The organism is Paenarthrobacter sp. YAF11_1, assembly GCF_052113445.1.
Classification (GTDB): Bacteria; Actinomycetota; Actinomycetes; order Actinomycetales; family Micrococcaceae; genus Arthrobacter.
The window spans coordinates 497,910-513,353 of the sequence record NZ_JBFRDF010000001.1; the positions used below are offsets into that span (position 1 = coordinate 497,910).

18 protein-coding genes are annotated in these 15,444 nt (G+C 63.5%); 9 read left to right on the forward strand and 9 right to left on the reverse strand.

Annotation, left to right across the window (positions count from 1 at the left end):
- Positions 1 to 97: 97 nt before the first annotated feature.
- Together AB4Y77_RS02450 and AB4Y77_RS02455 are read right to left on the reverse strand one after the other, a co-directional pair.
- Positions 98 to 358, reverse strand: coding sequence for an NUDIX hydrolase (locus tag AB4Y77_RS02450; RefSeq protein WP_442012874.1), 261 nt, complete (start codon positions 356 to 358; stop codon positions 98 to 100).
- A gap of 31 nt (positions 359 to 389) precedes the next feature.
- The gene (locus tag AB4Y77_RS02455) at positions 390 to 2,186 is read right to left on the reverse strand and encodes a glycoside hydrolase family 35 protein (RefSeq protein WP_442012875.1); all 1,797 of its coding nucleotides are present in this window, start codon (positions 2,184 to 2,186) and stop codon (positions 390 to 392) included.
- 50 nt (positions 2,187 to 2,236) lie between these two features.
- Here AB4Y77_RS02455 and AB4Y77_RS02460 point away from each other — a divergent pair, with 50 nt between their 5' ends.
- The gene (locus AB4Y77_RS02460; RefSeq protein ID WP_442012876.1) at positions 2,237 to 3,268 is read left to right on the forward strand and encodes a pirin family protein; all 1,032 of its coding nucleotides are present in this window, start codon (positions 2,237 to 2,239) and stop codon (positions 3,266 to 3,268) included.
- 62 nt (positions 3,269 to 3,330) lie between these two features.
- Here AB4Y77_RS02460 and AB4Y77_RS02465 read toward each other — a convergent pair whose 3' ends face one another.
- Positions 3,331 to 4,266: an N-acetylglucosamine kinase gene (locus AB4Y77_RS02465; protein ID WP_311212845.1), complete on the reverse strand. Its 936-nt coding sequence runs from the start codon at positions 4,264 to 4,266 to the stop codon at positions 3,331 to 3,333.
- A gap of 41 nt (positions 4,267 to 4,307) precedes the next feature.
- On the opposite strand from AB4Y77_RS02465, the gene AB4Y77_RS02470 reads away from it, so the two are divergent.
- Entirely contained in the window at positions 4,308 to 5,363 is a 1,056-nt protein-coding gene (locus AB4Y77_RS02470) for a nitronate monooxygenase (RefSeq protein WP_442012877.1), read from the forward strand.
- On the opposite strand, the gene AB4Y77_RS02475 is transcribed toward AB4Y77_RS02470, so the two are convergent.
- Positions 5,338 to 6,312, reverse strand: coding sequence for a LysR substrate-binding domain-containing protein (locus AB4Y77_RS02475; protein WP_442012878.1), 975 nt, complete (start codon positions 6,310 to 6,312; stop codon positions 5,338 to 5,340). The two genes, AB4Y77_RS02470 and AB4Y77_RS02475, sit on opposite strands and share 26 nt — an antisense overlap.
- Positions 6,313 to 6,414: 102 nt before the next feature.
- Here AB4Y77_RS02475 and AB4Y77_RS02480 point away from each other — a divergent pair, with 102 nt between their 5' ends.
- Genes AB4Y77_RS02480 through AB4Y77_RS02490 form a run of 3 tightly spaced genes read left to right on the forward strand, consistent with a single transcriptional unit; the run spans position 6,415 to position 8,899 of the window.
- On the forward strand, positions 6,415 to 7,665 hold the full coding sequence (locus tag AB4Y77_RS02480; RefSeq protein WP_396136298.1) for an MFS transporter: 1,251 nt from the start codon (positions 6,415 to 6,417) through the stop codon (positions 7,663 to 7,665).
- Between the two features lie 31 nt (positions 7,666 to 7,696).
- Complete coding sequence (locus AB4Y77_RS02485; RefSeq protein WP_311212849.1) at positions 7,697 to 8,338, forward strand: TMEM175 family protein; 642 nt, start codon at positions 7,697 to 7,699, stop codon at positions 8,336 to 8,338.
- A gap of 54 nt (positions 8,339 to 8,392) precedes the next feature.
- The gene (locus AB4Y77_RS02490) at positions 8,393 to 8,899 is read left to right on the forward strand and encodes an Lrp/AsnC family transcriptional regulator (RefSeq protein ID WP_311212850.1); all 507 of its coding nucleotides are present in this window, start codon (positions 8,393 to 8,395) and stop codon (positions 8,897 to 8,899) included.
- 19 nt (positions 8,900 to 8,918) lie between these two features.
- Here the strand turns inward: AB4Y77_RS02490 and AB4Y77_RS02495 are convergent, their stop codons facing one another.
- Positions 8,919 to 10,154, reverse strand: coding sequence for an MFS transporter (locus tag AB4Y77_RS02495; protein WP_311212851.1), 1,236 nt, complete (start codon positions 10,152 to 10,154; stop codon positions 8,919 to 8,921).
- A 173-nt stretch (positions 10,155 to 10,327) separates the two neighbouring features.
- Here AB4Y77_RS02495 and AB4Y77_RS02500 point away from each other — a divergent pair, with 173 nt between their 5' ends.
- Genes AB4Y77_RS02500 through zapE form a run of 4 tightly spaced genes read left to right on the forward strand, consistent with a single transcriptional unit; the run spans position 10,328 to position 13,472 of the window.
- Positions 10,328 to 10,852 carry an Lrp/AsnC family transcriptional regulator gene (locus AB4Y77_RS02500; protein WP_311212852.1) on the forward strand — a complete coding sequence of 175 codons (525 nt, stop codon included), beginning with the start codon at positions 10,328 to 10,330 and terminating at the stop codon, positions 10,850 to 10,852.
- Between the two features lie 10 nt (positions 10,853 to 10,862).
- The gene (locus AB4Y77_RS02505) at positions 10,863 to 11,288 is read left to right on the forward strand and encodes a DUF1761 domain-containing protein (protein ID WP_442012879.1); all 426 of its coding nucleotides are present in this window, start codon (positions 10,863 to 10,865) and stop codon (positions 11,286 to 11,288) included.
- Positions 11,289 to 11,298: 10 nt separating this feature from the next.
- Positions 11,299 to 12,294, forward strand: a complete 996-nt coding sequence (gene corA, locus AB4Y77_RS02510; protein ID WP_311212854.1) for a magnesium/cobalt transporter CorA — start codon at positions 11,299 to 11,301, stop codon at positions 12,292 to 12,294.
- Positions 12,291 to 13,472, forward strand: coding sequence for a cell division protein ZapE (gene zapE, locus AB4Y77_RS02515; protein ID WP_442012880.1), 1,182 nt, complete (start codon positions 12,291 to 12,293; stop codon positions 13,470 to 13,472). Before corA ends, zapE begins: the two co-directional genes overlap by 4 nt.
- Before the next feature lie 36 nt (positions 13,473 to 13,508).
- Here zapE and AB4Y77_RS02520 read toward each other — a convergent pair whose 3' ends face one another.
- Genes AB4Y77_RS02520 through AB4Y77_RS02535 form a run of 4 tightly spaced genes read right to left on the reverse strand, consistent with a single transcriptional unit; the run spans position 13,509 to position 15,416 of the window.
- Positions 13,509 to 14,039, reverse strand: coding sequence for a ferritin (locus tag AB4Y77_RS02520; protein ID WP_311212856.1), 531 nt, complete (start codon positions 14,037 to 14,039; stop codon positions 13,509 to 13,511).
- Between the two features lie 54 nt (positions 14,040 to 14,093).
- Positions 14,094 to 14,465: a fluoride efflux transporter CrcB gene (gene crcB / locus AB4Y77_RS02525; protein WP_311212857.1), complete on the reverse strand. Its 372-nt coding sequence runs from the start codon at positions 14,463 to 14,465 to the stop codon at positions 14,094 to 14,096.
- Positions 14,462 to 14,905, reverse strand: a complete 444-nt coding sequence (locus tag AB4Y77_RS02530; protein ID WP_311212858.1) for a fluoride efflux transporter FluC — start codon at positions 14,903 to 14,905, stop codon at positions 14,462 to 14,464. The genes crcB and AB4Y77_RS02530 overlap by 4 nt, the downstream gene beginning before the upstream one ends.
- Positions 14,892 to 15,416, reverse strand: a complete 525-nt coding sequence (locus AB4Y77_RS02535) for a universal stress protein (RefSeq protein WP_311212859.1) — start codon at positions 15,414 to 15,416, stop codon at positions 14,892 to 14,894. The genes AB4Y77_RS02530 and AB4Y77_RS02535 overlap by 14 nt, the downstream gene beginning before the upstream one ends.
- Positions 15,417 to 15,444: the final 28 nt, after the last annotated feature.

The following is a 15,444-nucleotide window of genomic DNA, read 5'->3' on the forward strand; positions in this document are numbered from 1 at the left end:
CCACCTCCTCGGCATCAAGGCCGGCAACTGTAAAGCCGGCAACGTTGTTTAGAGTAACCAAGGAGCGGAGCTTTGGCTAGCCCTTGGCGGTCCGTTCTTAGCTGGGTTTCCCGTCTGCCGGGCGCTCCCGGTGCAGGCGCAGCGCTGTATCAACCACTGACACCCGGTTGAGTTTCGAGCCGGTTTCCTCGAAAACTTCCCGCCTGCAGCCGTCCACGGGGTGTTCGGCAAGGTCCAGGCCTCCCCCTGGCAGCGTCCACCCTTCCTTGCCGTCCTGCTTCCAGTAGGCCAGCAGGATCTTCCCGTCCCGGACAATGACGGCGTATGCGGCTGGGCGGGTATCGAACTGCAGGGTCATGGAGCCAGCATAATTCCTTGGACCAGCTCCCTTACGGAAGTTCGGCCGCCGCGATGGGCCCCGCTTCGACAGGTCCCAGATCGGGCGACTCGCGAAGTTCGACGACGGTCCCCGGCTTCCCGAGTTCCAGCACCTTGATGCTGTTCTTGCCGGACTTAAGCAACGGAGCGGGCACGTAGAGGGTCACTTGCGGCCCCTTCTCCCAGTACCTGCCCAGCAGGAAGCCGTTGAGCCAGACGAAGCCCTTCCCGGAATCCGGCAGCGCGATGTAGGTGTCGGCCGGCTCGCCAATCTCGAAGTCAGCTCCGGCCAGGCCTTCGAGTTGTTCCTGCTTCCAGTCGGTCAGCGCCACTGGCGTCTGCGTCCAGTGGAACGTATAGCGCTGGTTGATGAGGACGCCGCCCAGAATGCCCTTGCCCTGGCCCGTCAGCGGCCCGTAGTTGATGCGTCCCAGGTTCTCCACCAGAATTTCAATCCTGACGGAAACTCCTGTGCCGGTAACAACCAGTCCTTCCGCAGCCGTGACATCATCCAGTACACCGGCGAAGTCGCCCTCCACCCATACATAGGCGCGGTCGTGAAGGCCGGTGATCTTCAGCCGGCTTTCGGTGGGCAGCCCTGGTTGTCCCGGCAGGATGGCTTCCGCGCTGTACAGGACCAAGCCGGCGTCGAGGCCCAGTTGTTCAAAAGTGAGTGGCTTGACGCTGCTGACGGCCACTCCTGAATTTCGAACAAGCCCCGGCAATTCGGGGCCGCCGGACAGCGGCAGTGATTGGGCCGGTAACACGGGAGCGTCAGCCAGCAACTCCACGGGGACTTCGGGCAGATCTTCAATGCCCTGGGCACGGAAGAACTCTTTGCGGAAGGCGTGGAACTTGGACGTCAGTGCGCCGTTCTCCGCGATGGGTGCGTCGGAGTCGTAACTGGTGACCGTGGGCTGGAGCATGGTGCCATCGTGGTTGCTGCCGGAAGTGAGGCCGAAGTTGGTCCCGCCGTGAGCCATGTAGGCGCAGAGTGAACCGCCAAGGTCAAGCATCTTGCGTGCTTCCATGGCGGCATCATCGGCGTCACGGCGGTGGTGGAGTTCACCCCAGTGGTCGAACCAGCCGCCCCAAAACTCAACGTTGAAGAACGGCTCTCCGGGCCGTCGTCGTTGCCAGGTGGCTATGGCTTCGTCGCCCCGGCTTCCCAGCGTTGCGGTGGCCCATGTCCCTTCGATCGACCCGCCGTCGAGGAAGTAGTCGTTGCCGCCGTCGGCCGTGAAAAGCAGTTCAGTGATGCCACGCTCCTCCAGGACCCGCCGGTTCCACCGGATGTACTCGTGATCGTCGCCGTAGCTGCCGTATTCATTCTCGATCTGCACGGCCACCACCGGCCCGCCGGCCGAGGCCTGGCGCGATGCGATGATCGGCAGGAGGTGGTCAAACCAATCCTCGATCGCCGCAGTGAACACCGGATCCATGCATCGCAGGCCAATGCCGGGAATTCCGGTCAGCCACGCGGGAAAGCCGCCGTTGTCCCATTCGGCACAGATATAGGGCCCCGGCCGGACAATGACATCGAGGCCTTCTTCCGCTGCGAGGTCAATGAACCGTCCCAAGTCCCGCCAGCCGCTGAAGTCCGGTTCTTGATCCCGCTGAGGCTGGTGGAAGTTCCAGGCGACATAAGTGTCAACAGTATTGGCCCCCATTGCCTTGAGACGACGCAGGCGGTCCTGCCACAGGTCCGGGTGGACCCGGAAGTAGTGGATGGCTCCGGCGAGTATACGATACGGTTCACCCGAACGGTAAAGGACGGCGTCGTGGTAGCTCAAGAGGGCGTTGTTCACACGGAACAGATTAGCTCAATTTCCAACATTTATGCACAGGTGGTGAACACATGACCAATCTTGATACTTCCCCGGCGCAAGAGGTCTGCCCGGCAGCCCACGAAGGTCAAGGGCCTTGCGTTCAGCTATGGCCCGAACGTGAGGTGCCCTTGGGTGGCGTCCGCGCCATGAACGTCTTCCGGACGCTGCCCCAACGCGGGCTGCCCACCGTGGGCGCCTGGTGCTTCCTGGATAGTTTCGGCCCCGACAGGGTGGCCATGAGCGTCCTCCCCCACCCGCACAGTGGGCTGCAAACGGTCACGTGGCCCCTCGAAGGCGCCGTCCGGCACCGCGACAGCGTTGGCAGCGATGTGGTGGTCCGGCCCGGTGAGTTGAACATCATGACAGCGGGCCACGGAATCTCGCACTCCGAGTTCTCCGTCCTGCCCGCCACCACGGCGACCGGCTCGAGCCCGCTGGTGGAGGAAATCCCCATCTCCCGCGGTTTGCAGCTTTGGGTTGCGCTGCCCGAAGAGCATCGCCACCGCGCGCCGTCGTTCGAACAGGTCCGGGACCTGCCGGTTGCTGTTGGCCACGGCTTTACCGCCACCGTCATGGTGGGCGAATTTGCCGGTCAACGCTCCCCCGCCACCATGTTCAGCCCGATTGTCGGAGTTGACATCACGGGCACGGGGTCCCTGGATCTCCCCTTGCGACCGGACTTCGAGCACGCCGTGTTGGTCCTGGACGGTCACGTGGTGATTGACGGTCAGGACATTGAGGCCGGACCACTGGCCTATCTCGGTGCCGGCCGGACCAGCCTGGCTGTAGAAGCAGAGCCGGACACCCGTTTCATGCTCCTGGGCGGCGAGCCGTTCGGCGAAGACCTGCTCATGTGGTGGAACTTCGTGGGGCGGACCCACGAAGAAGTAGAACAGGCCCGCGAGGAATGGGAGGCGGAGGGATTACTCGACGACGCTGCTGCCGCCGCCTCACGCTTCGGCTTCGTCCAAGGCCACGGGCCCGACGCAGGGCCGGAAGCAGGCCGCATACCCGCTCCCCCGCTCCCTGGAGTCAAGCTGCGCCCGAGAACCCGGGGCTAAGGTTTTGTATAGCTGATGCCCTCGTACCCGCTCTTTAGGGGCATCAGCTGTACAAACTCCCACTATCGGCGCTGCTCGGCCACCAACCGCGGCACGCCGAACACAGGGTCCTGCTGAAGTATGCGGACGTCCACAATCCCGTCCTCAGCCAGCTTGGCCTTGAACGCTTCCTGCAGCAACGGGACGTTCATGCCAAGACCGCTTCCGAGAATTACCGGACCATCCATTCCCAGCTGGCGAACGGCTTGCCGGGCCAGGTCAGCGAGGTCCTTGCCAGCCTGTTCCACCATGGCTTTGCTGATGTCGTCTCCGGCGTCGGCGGCTTCAACAACCAGCCTCGCCTGCTGTGCCCAATAGCGGCGGCCTGTGTCCGGCGAGTGGAACATGGCAATCAGCTTGCCGGGTTCATCAACTCCGCACGAGTCCAGCAGGGCACGGCTGAGCGCATCCGGCTCCAGACCTTGGTTCATTCGCCTCAGACTGTGTCGAACGGCTTCACGCCCCAGCCAATAGCCACTTCCTTCGTCGCCCAGGAGGTAGCCCCATCCACCCGCCCGGGCCTCTTCCCCGGCGTCGTTCTTTCCCCACGCAGCTGAGCCGGTACCGGCAATGACCGCAACGCCCGCACTCGCGCCGCCGGCTGCCAACAACAGGCGGGAATCATGAACCACGGTGATGCGGGCCCCGGGCGCATGAGGAGCGATCAGGTCGGCGAGCGCCTGCGCATCTTCTGCAGTATCGATCCCGCCGGCTCCTGCGTAGACTTCGTCAATTTCGCCGCCGCCGATTTTGCCGAACAGTTCGGCGAGGTTGGCTGCTGCCTGTTCCCTGCTGACGTTCTGCACGTTGGAACTTCCGGCGCTTTCATCACGGACGGGCGCGCCATTCTGGAACCGCACGCCACGGGTCTTGGTGCCGCCGATATCGAGCCCAATGACCGTTCCACTCAAGGCCTCAGAAGGGGCAGGGGAATGCTGGGCAGAGTCAAGGTTGTTCACCGTGAAAGACTAGCTTGGAGCGTCCGGAGGAGAAACTGTCCATGCCACATCCCCTGTTCAACACACCGTTTATTGCTGCTCCCATGGCGGGCGGAACGTCAACGCCGGCGTTGGTTCGGGCCGTTCATGAGGGTGGTGGCCTGGGTTTCCTCGCTGCCGGCTACAAGAGCCCTGAGTCCATGAGCGCCGAGATCGCAGCGGCCAGGTCCCTCGGCATTCCATTCGGCATGAACGTTTTTGTACCCGACCCACGCCAGCTCCCTCCCGGTCCGGAGGCAGTGGCACGGCTTGAGGCCTACCGGACAGAGTTGGAGCCTGAGGCCGCCCGGTACGGCGTGACCCTGCCTCCCTTGCGCCTTGATGACGACGACGCCTGGCAGGAAAAGATCGACGCCCTCCTCGCGGACCCGGTAGAGTTCGTCAGCTTCGCTTTCGGCCTTCCGGGCAAACAGGTGGTGACCGCGCTGCAGAAGGCTGGAACGACCGTTATTTCCAGCGTGACCAGCGTCGCTGAGGCCTTGGCTGCCGCTGAAGAGGGTCCGGACGCCCTCGCCGTCCAGCACACTTCTGCAGGTGGGCACACGGCGGCCTTCCTGCCGGGCTCCCCGGCAGCAGCGGAAACCCCGAGAGCCGGAACCCCGGCCCGGACGACGGCGGAACTGGTCGCCCAGGTGCGTGCCGCCGTCGGACTTCCTCTGATCGCGGCAGGGGCCGTCATGGACAGCCGGGGACTACGTGAGGTGCTGGCGTCCGGGGCCTCAGCGGCCCAAATCGGGACCGCCCTGGTTCGGACCAACGAAAGCGGCGCCCGGCAGGCGCACAAGGATGCTTTTGGTGACCCTGCGTTCACGCAAACCGCAATGACGCGGGCCTTTACCGGGCGTTCGGCACGCTCGTTGGTCAACGACTTCGTCCGTGACCATCAGGATGCGCCCGAGGGCTACCCTGCCATCCACCACCTCACGGCACCGGTCAGGGCGGCCTCGTCCGCGGCCGGCGATCCGCAGCGACTGAACCTCTGGGCGGGGACCGGCTGGCAGCGTGCGCGGCAAGGATCTGCCACCGACGTGGTCAGGGCGTACCTGAACGGGCTCTGACAAGTTCGGCCAGCAGTTCCCCGCCCTCGGCGACCACCAGTTCACGGAAGAGCCGCACAGCATCCGGTTCGAAGCTTCTCTCCCGCCAGGCGAGGCCGATCTGCCGGAACGCCAGGTCTGATTCGATGGCCACCTCAACCAGTCCAAGTTCGGCTTTGGGAAGGAACTGGCCTGTTCCTGACCCGGGACCCGCGGGCGGAAGGATGCTGAAGCCCAGGCCTGCCGACACCAGCCCGCGGGCCGAGGTGGATTCCTGGACTTCAAAAGCGATCCGCGGGCGGAAGCCGGCCTCACGCAGGAGTGCTTCGCCCAGTGCCCGCAGGCCAACCCCGGCTGGAAGCGTGATGTAGGGGTCATGGCGCAATTCTGAAAGGTGCACACTGGCCCGCACGGCCAGGGGGTGCCGGTAGTGCAGGACCACCCTGAGTGGCTCCCGGTAGAGGGGAAGGGACCGGATGCCTTTGCCTTCGGGCGCAATGGGTGCGGTCAGCGCAAAGTCCATCTCTCCGCTGGCCAACTGCTGCAGGCAATCATCGCGGGGACCTTGCCAGAGTTCGAAGACCGCATGGGGGTGGAGCCCGCGAAACGCGCTGATGAGCAGCGGAAGCGTCGCCTCTCCGAACGTGTGTTGGAAAGACACGCCGATGCGGCCCCTCACCACGTCCGACTCATGCCTGACCCTGTCAAGCCCTGCCTGGAAATTCTCCAGCGCTGCTTCGATGTAGGGCAGCAGTGTTCTGGCCTCCGGGGTGAGCCGGATGCCTCGGCCGTCGCGGATCAGCAGGTCCGCCCCTACGATCGCACTGGCCCTCGCCACCGCACGGCTCACCGTCGACTGTGGGACGCCAAGGATCTCCGCGGTTTCGGTCATGTGTTCCGTGCGGCCAAGTTCAGCAAGGACAGGCAGGAGCGGAAGTAACTGAATGAGCTGGTGGTGGTCCGGCTCCATGGTGGTCTCCCTTCGGCAGCAGCCCACCGTCAAGGCGCCGCTTGCAGATTCATGCTCTGATGCATCAATTGTAGGCAACCCATGCATTGGAAAGCTGAGTCAATGGCGCCCTACTCTTGCCGGGTGACCAACACCATCGCCACCGGCAGCGCAGAAACGTGGGACGGCCATGCCAAGGGTTCCCGCGGTTACAGCCGGATTCTCGCAGCACTGGCTCTTGCAGGGGTAGCCACCTTTGCCCAGCTGTACTCGACGCAGGCTGTCCTGCCCCTCATGGCCAACGACCTCAAGATCACTGCTGCCGAGGCCGCACTCAGCATTTCCCTCGCCACCGTAGGCCTCGCCATGACCGTCCTGCCGTGGTCGTTCGTGGCGGACAGGATCGGCCGCGTGCGTGCCATGGCCATCGGCATCGCCGTGGCAACACTGCTGGGGTTGCTGGTTCCTTTGGCACCCACTGTGCCCATGTTGCTGGCACTGCGCACGTTGGAGGGCATGGCTTTGGGCGGAATCCCCGCCATAGCCATCGCGTACCTTAACGAGGAAGTGACCAAGGTCCATACGGCCTTGGCGGCCGGGACGTATGTAGCAGGGACCACGTTGGGCGGCTTGGCCGGACGCCTGGTAGCCGGCCCCGTGGGCGAGCTCTGGGGCTGGCGCGCGGCGGCCCTGGCTGTCTCCTTGCTGGCCACCGTGTCCGCTGTCTTGTTCCTGGTACTCGTGCCCAAGCAGCGGCGTTTCAGTCCAGCCCCGGCACTGGGATTCCGGGGCGCGCTCAAGACGTTGAAAGGACACTCGAGCAACCCCAAACTGGTGTCGCTGTACCTGCAGGCCTTCCTGCTCATGGGCGGCTTCGTAGCGGTCTACAACTACCTGGGCTTTCGACTGCACGCCGAGCCGTTCGGGCTCCCAGCCACTGTGGTTAGCCTGATCTTCCTCGCGTATTTGTCCGGCACTGTCAGCTCTCGGTGGGCCGCAGGGCTGACTACGAGGTTTGGCAGGCGCAACGTCCTGGTGGCCGGAATTGCCATCATGTCCGCGGGGCTGGCGCTGACCTTGGTGGAGAACCTGGCAGCCACCCTCGCCGGGCTCGTGATTTTCACAGGCGGTTTCTTCGCCGCCCACAGCGTTGGTTCAGGCTGGACGGGGGCCATCGCCACCACGGGCAGGGCACAGGCGGCATCCCTGTACAACCTGTCCTACTACCTGGGGTCCAGCGTGATCGGCTGGGCCGGCGGTTTGGCCTTCCAGGCGTTTGGCTGGCCGGCTTTGGCGTTGAGCGTCATCGTCCTTTCATGCACGACGGCGGCAGTCACCTTGATGGTGCACCGCACGCCACGCCAACCCCGCTGATTTCCGGCCGCCTGCCCCTAGAATCGGAGGCATGACACAGGTCACGAAAAGCCGGGAACTGTCGTCACCGGAGCGTTTGCAGGCGTTTACGGATGCCGTGGTGGCGATTGCTTTGACGTTGTTGATCCTTCCGCTGATGGAGAGCGTGGGTGAGCTGGCAGACCACAACGGCACCACGGCCGAATGGTTGGCCGAAGAACAGTACGCTTTGCTCGGCTTCGTGCTGAGCTTTGTCCTCATTGCCGTGTTCTGGGTGCACCATCACAAGCTCTTCCGCAGCGTCAAGCACGTTGACCCGGGCCTGTTGTGGCTGACGGTGGCCTGGATGTTCACCATCGTGGTGATGCCGGTGGCCACATCGCTCTCCACCCAGATGCCCTCTGACTGGGCCCAGCCGCTGATCTACATCGGCACCCTGTTTGCCACCAGCCTCATGCTCCTCCTGGCACGCGCCTACCTGCGGTCCCACCCCGACCTCCACACCATGGATGATGCGGAATCGGTGTCAGGAATTCGAGCAAGTGGCATCGTTTCCGGGCTCTTCCTGGCGGCCTTGCTTCTGGCCGTTGCCATTCCGGGTGCAGGCAACTGGCCCCTGCTCCTGATGCTGCTCAGTGAGCCACTCCAACGACTGGATCGTCGACTGGTCCGCCGTGTACGGGCAAAACGATAGTCACCTGAAGAATTCACGGATTAGGATGGATGGAAGGCAATTTCAGGAGGATCCGTGAGCAACCCCACGAAGAATGTTCGGTCAGGCGCGGGCAGCGCTGAGCCGCTGGACGCGATCGATGAACGAATCCTCGCAGCGTTGGTGGATGATGCCAGGATCTCCAACAAGCAATTGGCGGAGCTTGTGGGGATCGCCCCCTCCACGGCCCTCATGCGGACCAGGGCACTTTCCGAACGCGGAATCATCGAAGGCTTTGAGGCAGTGTTGAGCCTGCCGGCCATCGGCCGCTCCGTCCAGGCCCTCATCGCCGTCCGTCTCCGCGCCCACGACCGCGATCAGATCGACCGTTTTACGGCACGCGTTCCGAAGCTTCCGGCCGTGATCTCCACGTTCCACACCACCGGTTCAGTTGACTACTTGCTGCACATCGCCGTCGCCAATACCGACGACCTCCGCAATTGGCTCCTGGACAACCTCGCCACGGATCCGGTGGTAGGCCACACGGAAACCACCATGGTCTTCCAGCACATACCGGGCAACCGCGGGCCGCTGCCGGAATAAAACGAAGGAGCGGCTCAGGTCAGGAACGCACTGCGCTCCGCAGTGAGATGGCCGCGAGCGTCAGCGCCGCAACGCCGCACAGGGCCGTGAAACCCACGACGGCGGCCTGCAGCCCGAGTGCCGAGACAGCCAGTCCCAGCCCGATCACCGGTACGGCGCTTCCCAGGTACGTGATGACGTAGACGGTACTGATGACCTGGGCGTGGCGGGAAGCCTCAACCTTTCCGGCAACTTCATTGAAGACCTGCCGGAACGCTATGCCTTGACCCATGCCTGCCGTGATGCTCGCGGCCACCAGCAACCACGGGCTTGACCATGCGGCCGCAGCGCCCACCAAAACAACCGAGACGCCCAGGACCGCCAAGGCCACGGGGACGACAAAGCGGCCACGGGTACCCAAAAGCTGGCTCAGTGCCGAGGCGCCCAAGGTGACTCCTGCCAGCAAGCCGATCAGCGGCCGCGAGTCTGCGTGGACCACACTGGCGAAGTACCCTGGGGCCAGTGACAGGCAGAAGCCGAAGACTGCGAAGCTCAGGAACCCGGTGGCCGCGGCCATCCAGAATGCTCCGCGGGCGTCCCGGGAGATGGACGGCTTCCTGGGAGCAAGGACCTTCAACGGCTTCGGGCCTTCTGCCGGGGCAATCGCCGGCCTGGCTTTCAAAAGCCACAAGGGAACCAGCGCGGCGAGCAACACCGCCGAGTGGAGGTAGTACGGGGTCCGCGTGGGGTCAGGCAACAGCGACAAGAGCCCACCAATTGCGGGACCCGCTGCAACACCACCTGCCGAGGAGAGCAAAGTGAATCGGGAGGCCCACTCGGGGCGCTGGGGCAACAGTTCACGCAAAGCCGCTGAACTTGCTCCAGTCGCCAGCCCCACTGCCACCCCCTGGAGTGCCCTCCCCAAGGACAAGGCAACCAGCGTGTCCGCGTTCGCGAAGATCACACCACCCACCAAACCGACCAGGACAGCCAACACCAGCGCCGCCCGACGCCCAATGTGGTCCGACCAGTGGCCTGCCACCATGAGGACACCCACCAGTGCAAGGACATAGCTGGAGAAAGCCACTGTCACGTCCACCGATGTCATACCGAGTTTGGCCTGCAGCAAGGGATACAACGGAGTGGCCAGGTTGGCACCCACCAGCAGCGTAAAGATGACGACGCCGGTCAAGACCAGCCTGGCGGTGGTGGAGGCATCCCATCCCCAGCGGTCGGCGGTAACCGGACGCATGCGGAGTTCGCTCAAGACAGTCATATCCATGCCTTCGGGCTCGGTGGCCGGCCTGGTTGGTTCCTTGTGGGAAGCGCAGTCCGGCTAAGTATTGGTGGCAACAGAATGCAGCAGAGTTGATCTGAACATGCTGCAATAGTTTGAGAATTGAGCAAAAGACTCAAACTCGAACGAGCCAAGTGAGCTGGAGTGACCATTTGAACACCCTCGACCCCATGGACCTGAAGATCCTCCTGGAACTCATCAAAGATCCCCGCATCCAGATCGCCGAGTTGAGCGACACCTTGGGCATTGCGCGCAACACTGCCCAGAGCCGGGTCAAGCGCCTTCTGCGGTCCGGGGTGCTGCACGCCGCCGGACGGGAGGTAGATCTCGAAAAGGTGGGGTACGACGTCGTCGCTTTCGTGACGATTGAAGTCACCCACCGCGAACTCGACGGCGTCATAGGCGCGCTGCGCCTGATCCCCCAAGTCCTGGAGGTCCACGAAATCTCTGGCCGCGGCGATCTGTGGTGCCGGGTAGTGGCAACCGACACCCACAACCTGCAGTCGGCGCTGCGATCTGTCCTGCGCACCAAAGGCGTGATCCGGACGGAAACTGTGCTGGCCCTGCATACGCACATCCCGTACCGGACTGAACCACTCATCGAAAGGATGTCTGCAACACCAACACGGCCAAGGCAGGAGAGCCAGAGCCCCGGGTCACAGGCCCGAACAGACTAGGATTTCAGGAATGGATTGGCTCTCACACATCTCCCAGATCAACTGGTTCGCTGTACTTCTGGCCTTCGTTTCAAGCATGGTCATCGGTTTCGTCTGGTACATGCCCGCCGTCTTTGGACGCCGGTGGATGCAAGCGATCAACAAGACCGAAGACGACCTCAAAAACATTGAGGGCGGCGCCGGTATCTGGGTTCCCATGATGGTGGCAGCAGCCCTGACCAGCATCCTCCTCGCTGTCCTCATCAGCGCGCTGGAACTCAACACTTTCTGGGCCGGCGGATTCTTCGCTTTGATCCTGGCCTTGGTGATCCGTGCCGGCGGCCACGTCATCCACAATGGCTTCGCGGGCCGACCCACCGCTGTAACTGTTATTGATTCGGGCCACGACCTCGTTGCCATGACCATTGCGGGCGCCATCATCGGAGCAATACAGTAGCGTTCTCCCAGTGACCATCATTGACAACGCCGTATACGTAGACGGTGTCCGCACAGCCACACCGCACAGCCTTGAGCAAACGTTTGAGACCCTGGCCGAACACGGCGGCATGGCCTGGATCGGCCTGTACCGGCCGACGAAGGACGAGATGGCCGCCGTCGCCCAGGAATTCGGTCTCCACGAACTCGCCGTGGAGGACGCCGTTTCGGCACATCAGCGGCCCAAGCTTGAGCGGTACGACCACAACCTGTTCACTGTCCTCCGCCCCGCCAGATACCTTGATGAAACCGAGACGGTGGAGTTCGGCGAACTGCACATCTTCACCGGACCGAACTTTGTGGTGACCATCCGGCACGCTGAAACCGGTGGGGTGGCCCGGGTCCGCCACCGGCTGGAGACACGTCCGGACCTCCTCTGCCACGGACCTGAAGCGGTGCTCTACGCGCTCCTGGACCAGGTGGTGGATGACTACGCGCCGGTAGTGGCGGGTCTTGAGAACGACATCGACGAAATCGAAGACCAACTCTTCAGCGGCGACAGCGCCGTGTCGCGCCGCATCTACGAGCTTGCCCGTGAAGTGATCCAGTTCCAGCGGGCCATCCAGCCCCTCCCGAACATGATGGCGCTGTTGGAAAAGGGTTTCGAAAAATATGGCGTGGACATTGAGTTGCAGCGCTCCCTCCGCGACGTCGAGGACCACGTTCAGCGCGTCATCTCCAGGGTGAACTCCTTCAGGGACCTCCTGCAGAACGCGCTCACCCTGGATGGCACTCTGACTGCAAACCGCCAGAACGAGGCCAGCGCCGCGCAGAACGAGCAAGTCAAGAAGATCTCCTCCTGGGCTGCCATCCTCTTTGCACCCTCATTCGTGGCAGGCGTGTACGGGATGAACTTCGACCATATGCCTGAGCTGCATTGGGACTTCGGTTATCCCCTGGCGGTGGGGCTGATGTTCGGTGCAGCCCTGCTCATGTACCTCATTTTCAAGCGCAAAGGCTGGCTGTGACGCCTCTCCCGAGGCCTGTTCCCCGCTCTGCGCGGGACGCTGTCCGCGGTTTGCTGGCGGGTATGGAGCACGACGCCGGACGGGCGGGTTTTGCTCTTGAGCCCAGTCAGCGGCAAGCAGCCGAGAGGTTGGCGGCCTTCGGCGCCCAACTGACGGGCCGTCGTCGTGCACTTTCCCGCAAGACGCCGCGCAGCCTCTACTTCCACGGGCCGGTGGGCCGCGGCAAGACGTGGCTGATGGACAGCTTCTGCGCGCGGCTTGACGCGCGGAAACGTCGTGTCCACTTCCACGACTTCTTCCGCAGGCTCCATGCGGGAACCCACGGCGTCGAGGCCGGCAGCGGAACTGCCATCCAGCAGTCTGTGGATGCGTTGCTGGATGGCATCGAGGTGCTGTTTTTCGACGAGTTCCATGTCCATGATGTTGGCGATGGCATGTTCATTGCCCGGTTGTTGCGATCTGCTGCGCAGCGCCGCATCCCCCTGGTAGTGACATCGAACTACGCCCCGGACGACCTCCTGCCCAATCCCCTCTGGCACGAGCATTTCCTGCCCACCATCGAGGCGATCAAAGAGATGATGGACATCGTGGAGATCGAGGGCACTACGGATTTCCGCCGTTTTCCGGCCGCTGGAACTGCTCCTGCCGAGGGGTTCGCTGCGTTCCGCTCAGGTCGAATCGTCTCCCCCGGCACGCCCGCACAGCTGGGGCGCCTCGGCCTCTTCCGGCCGGCACCATCCCAGGGCCGCGTTTTGCAGCCGACAACCCAGCCGATGGTGGTCAGGAATTCCGACCCCGAGGTGCTCTGGGTCGGTTTCGAGGAGCTCTGCGGCGGGCTCACCTCAACAGCGGACTTCCTGGTGTTGGCGGAGACCTATGGAACGTGGGTGATCGACGACGTTCCCTCTCCTGCAGTAAGGGACTCGGCATCCGCGCCCTCATGGCAGCGGTTCAGCAATGTGGTGGACGTCCTGCACGACCAGGACATCACGCTGTTCCTGATCGGCGAGGGCCCATTGGAATGGGACATCGACGCATCCGGCAGCGTTTCACCGGTTCCACCGGTTTTGCCCGTGGACTTGGCGCGGATAGCGAGTCGTTTGTCCCTCTTGGGGCGGGTGGAGCACCACGATGGCGTGGACAGTGCTCTGCACAGTAAAGAGGCCGCCGGAAGCTAAGCTTCCGACGGCCACAGGAATGATGTGGATCCGGCCCTAGATGACGCCGCCAGCTGCGGACGGTGCGCTGGCATCGTTTCCGCCGTCGCCGACCGTTTCGCGGGCGACGTAGTTCTCGATGTCGAAGAGGTTCTCGGCCCGTTCCGTGATGTTGAGCAGCGTGGTCATGGAAGCAACTTCCTCAACCTGCTCCTTCAGGAACCACAGCATGAACTGCTCGCCCAAGGCATCTCCCTCGGCGCGGGCAACACGGAACATCTCTTCGATGTTGCGGGTGACTTCCTTTTCCTGCTCCAGGGCCAACGCGATGGGTTCCTTGGCGTTGGAAAAGTTGTTGCGAACAGGGGCGATGCCCGGGATCTCCACGTGCACATTGCGGTCCAGCATGTACTGGACCATCATCATGGCGTGGTTGCGCTCCTCGAGGGATTGGCGGTAGAAGTGCCGGGCGAGCTGCGGCAAGTCTTCGCCATCAAAGTACACAGCTACTGCGATGTATTGCTGGGAGGCCGCAAACTCATTCGCAACCTGGGCGGACAACAGCTCATTGAAAGTCTTCTTAGCCATGGCTCGATCCTACAGGCGGAGAATGCCAGTTCCGGTGGTGAGATTCGCCACTGCTCAGGGCAGCAGGAGACTGATCCACACACCCGCAGCAGCCGCCATGACGCTCACGGCCATGGTCCCCAACCCATTGATGACTGCCAATGCTGTACGCCCGCTTTGAACGAGCCGGATGGTCTCAAGGCTTGCGGTGCTGAAGGTGGTGTAGCCGCCCAGGAATCCGGTACCGAGGATGAGCATCAAGGACTCCGGTGCCTGGCCGCGCATGATCAGGCCTGCCAGGAAACCCAGTAACAGTGAGCCGGAGACGTTGATGGTGACGGTCCCCCATGGGAAGGCAGTCCTGAGCCGCGCCCGGACGAACCCGTCCACCACAAACCGCACTGCCGCACCCACCCCACCGGCCAGAGCAAGAAGGATGACTGTCACGAGCGTCGTCCGGTTGCGCGCCGGTGATGCCAGGCACCCAGCCAGATTCCCGCGGTGGTAGCGGCGGCCCCACCCAGTAAGCTCGCAGCGAGGTACCCCGCAGCGGCTGTGGCCGCTCCAGCGGTAAACAGATGCACCGCGTCCAAGGCCAGTGTGCTGTAGGTGGTGTAGGCGCCCAGGAACCCCGTGCCCAAGGCGAGCCGCAGGACCCGGCGATTGCCGACGTCGGGCCCCCCGCGTGAAAGTCCCTCCAACAGCGCGCCCAACGCCAAGGCACCCGAAAGGTTGATGACCAGGGTGGGAAGCGGCCACGCTCCGGGCGCAGGGATGACCAGCCCCAGACCGTACCGTGCGAGTGCCCCGAACACCCCGCCGGCTGCCACGATCGCAATGAAACCCCAATGGAGGTGAACGGGGTTTTTGGCCTCAGTCGTCGTCATCGTCAATGGGGACCCTGGGATTGACGGGAACAACGAGCACCGGCCGGACCTGGCGGTGGAACAGGTGGCGCGCCACCGAGCCTGCCGTCAGTTCCTTCAAGGCGGCAGCCAGTTTGTGCTCCCGGGTACCCACCACGATCATGGACGCTCCAATGTCCTCAGCCTCACGGGCCAAAGCGCGGGCGGGTTCCCCGGCCAGATGGACCAGAGACCATTCAACGCCGTTGCCGTCCAAGTGGTCATGAAGGGTTTGCGCCAGCGATTCGGGGATCGTGTGAAGATCCGCATCAATGCCGTCCGGATCGATCGGCGCTGCCGGCCCTGCCGTGCTGCCGTCCACCGGATACACCGTGACGTCTGCGTAGGCGCACACCAGAGGCAGCCCGGCACTGGCCGCCACAGTCGCTGCTTGTTCGAGGACTACTGGGTGCTGCCCCGGCATGACGCCAACCAGAATGGGGCCGGCCGCACTGGTGGAGGCCTCGGAACGCGGAGCGGGAGTCTCTGTCACAAGGAAAGTCTACGGCGGTAGCCGGAGC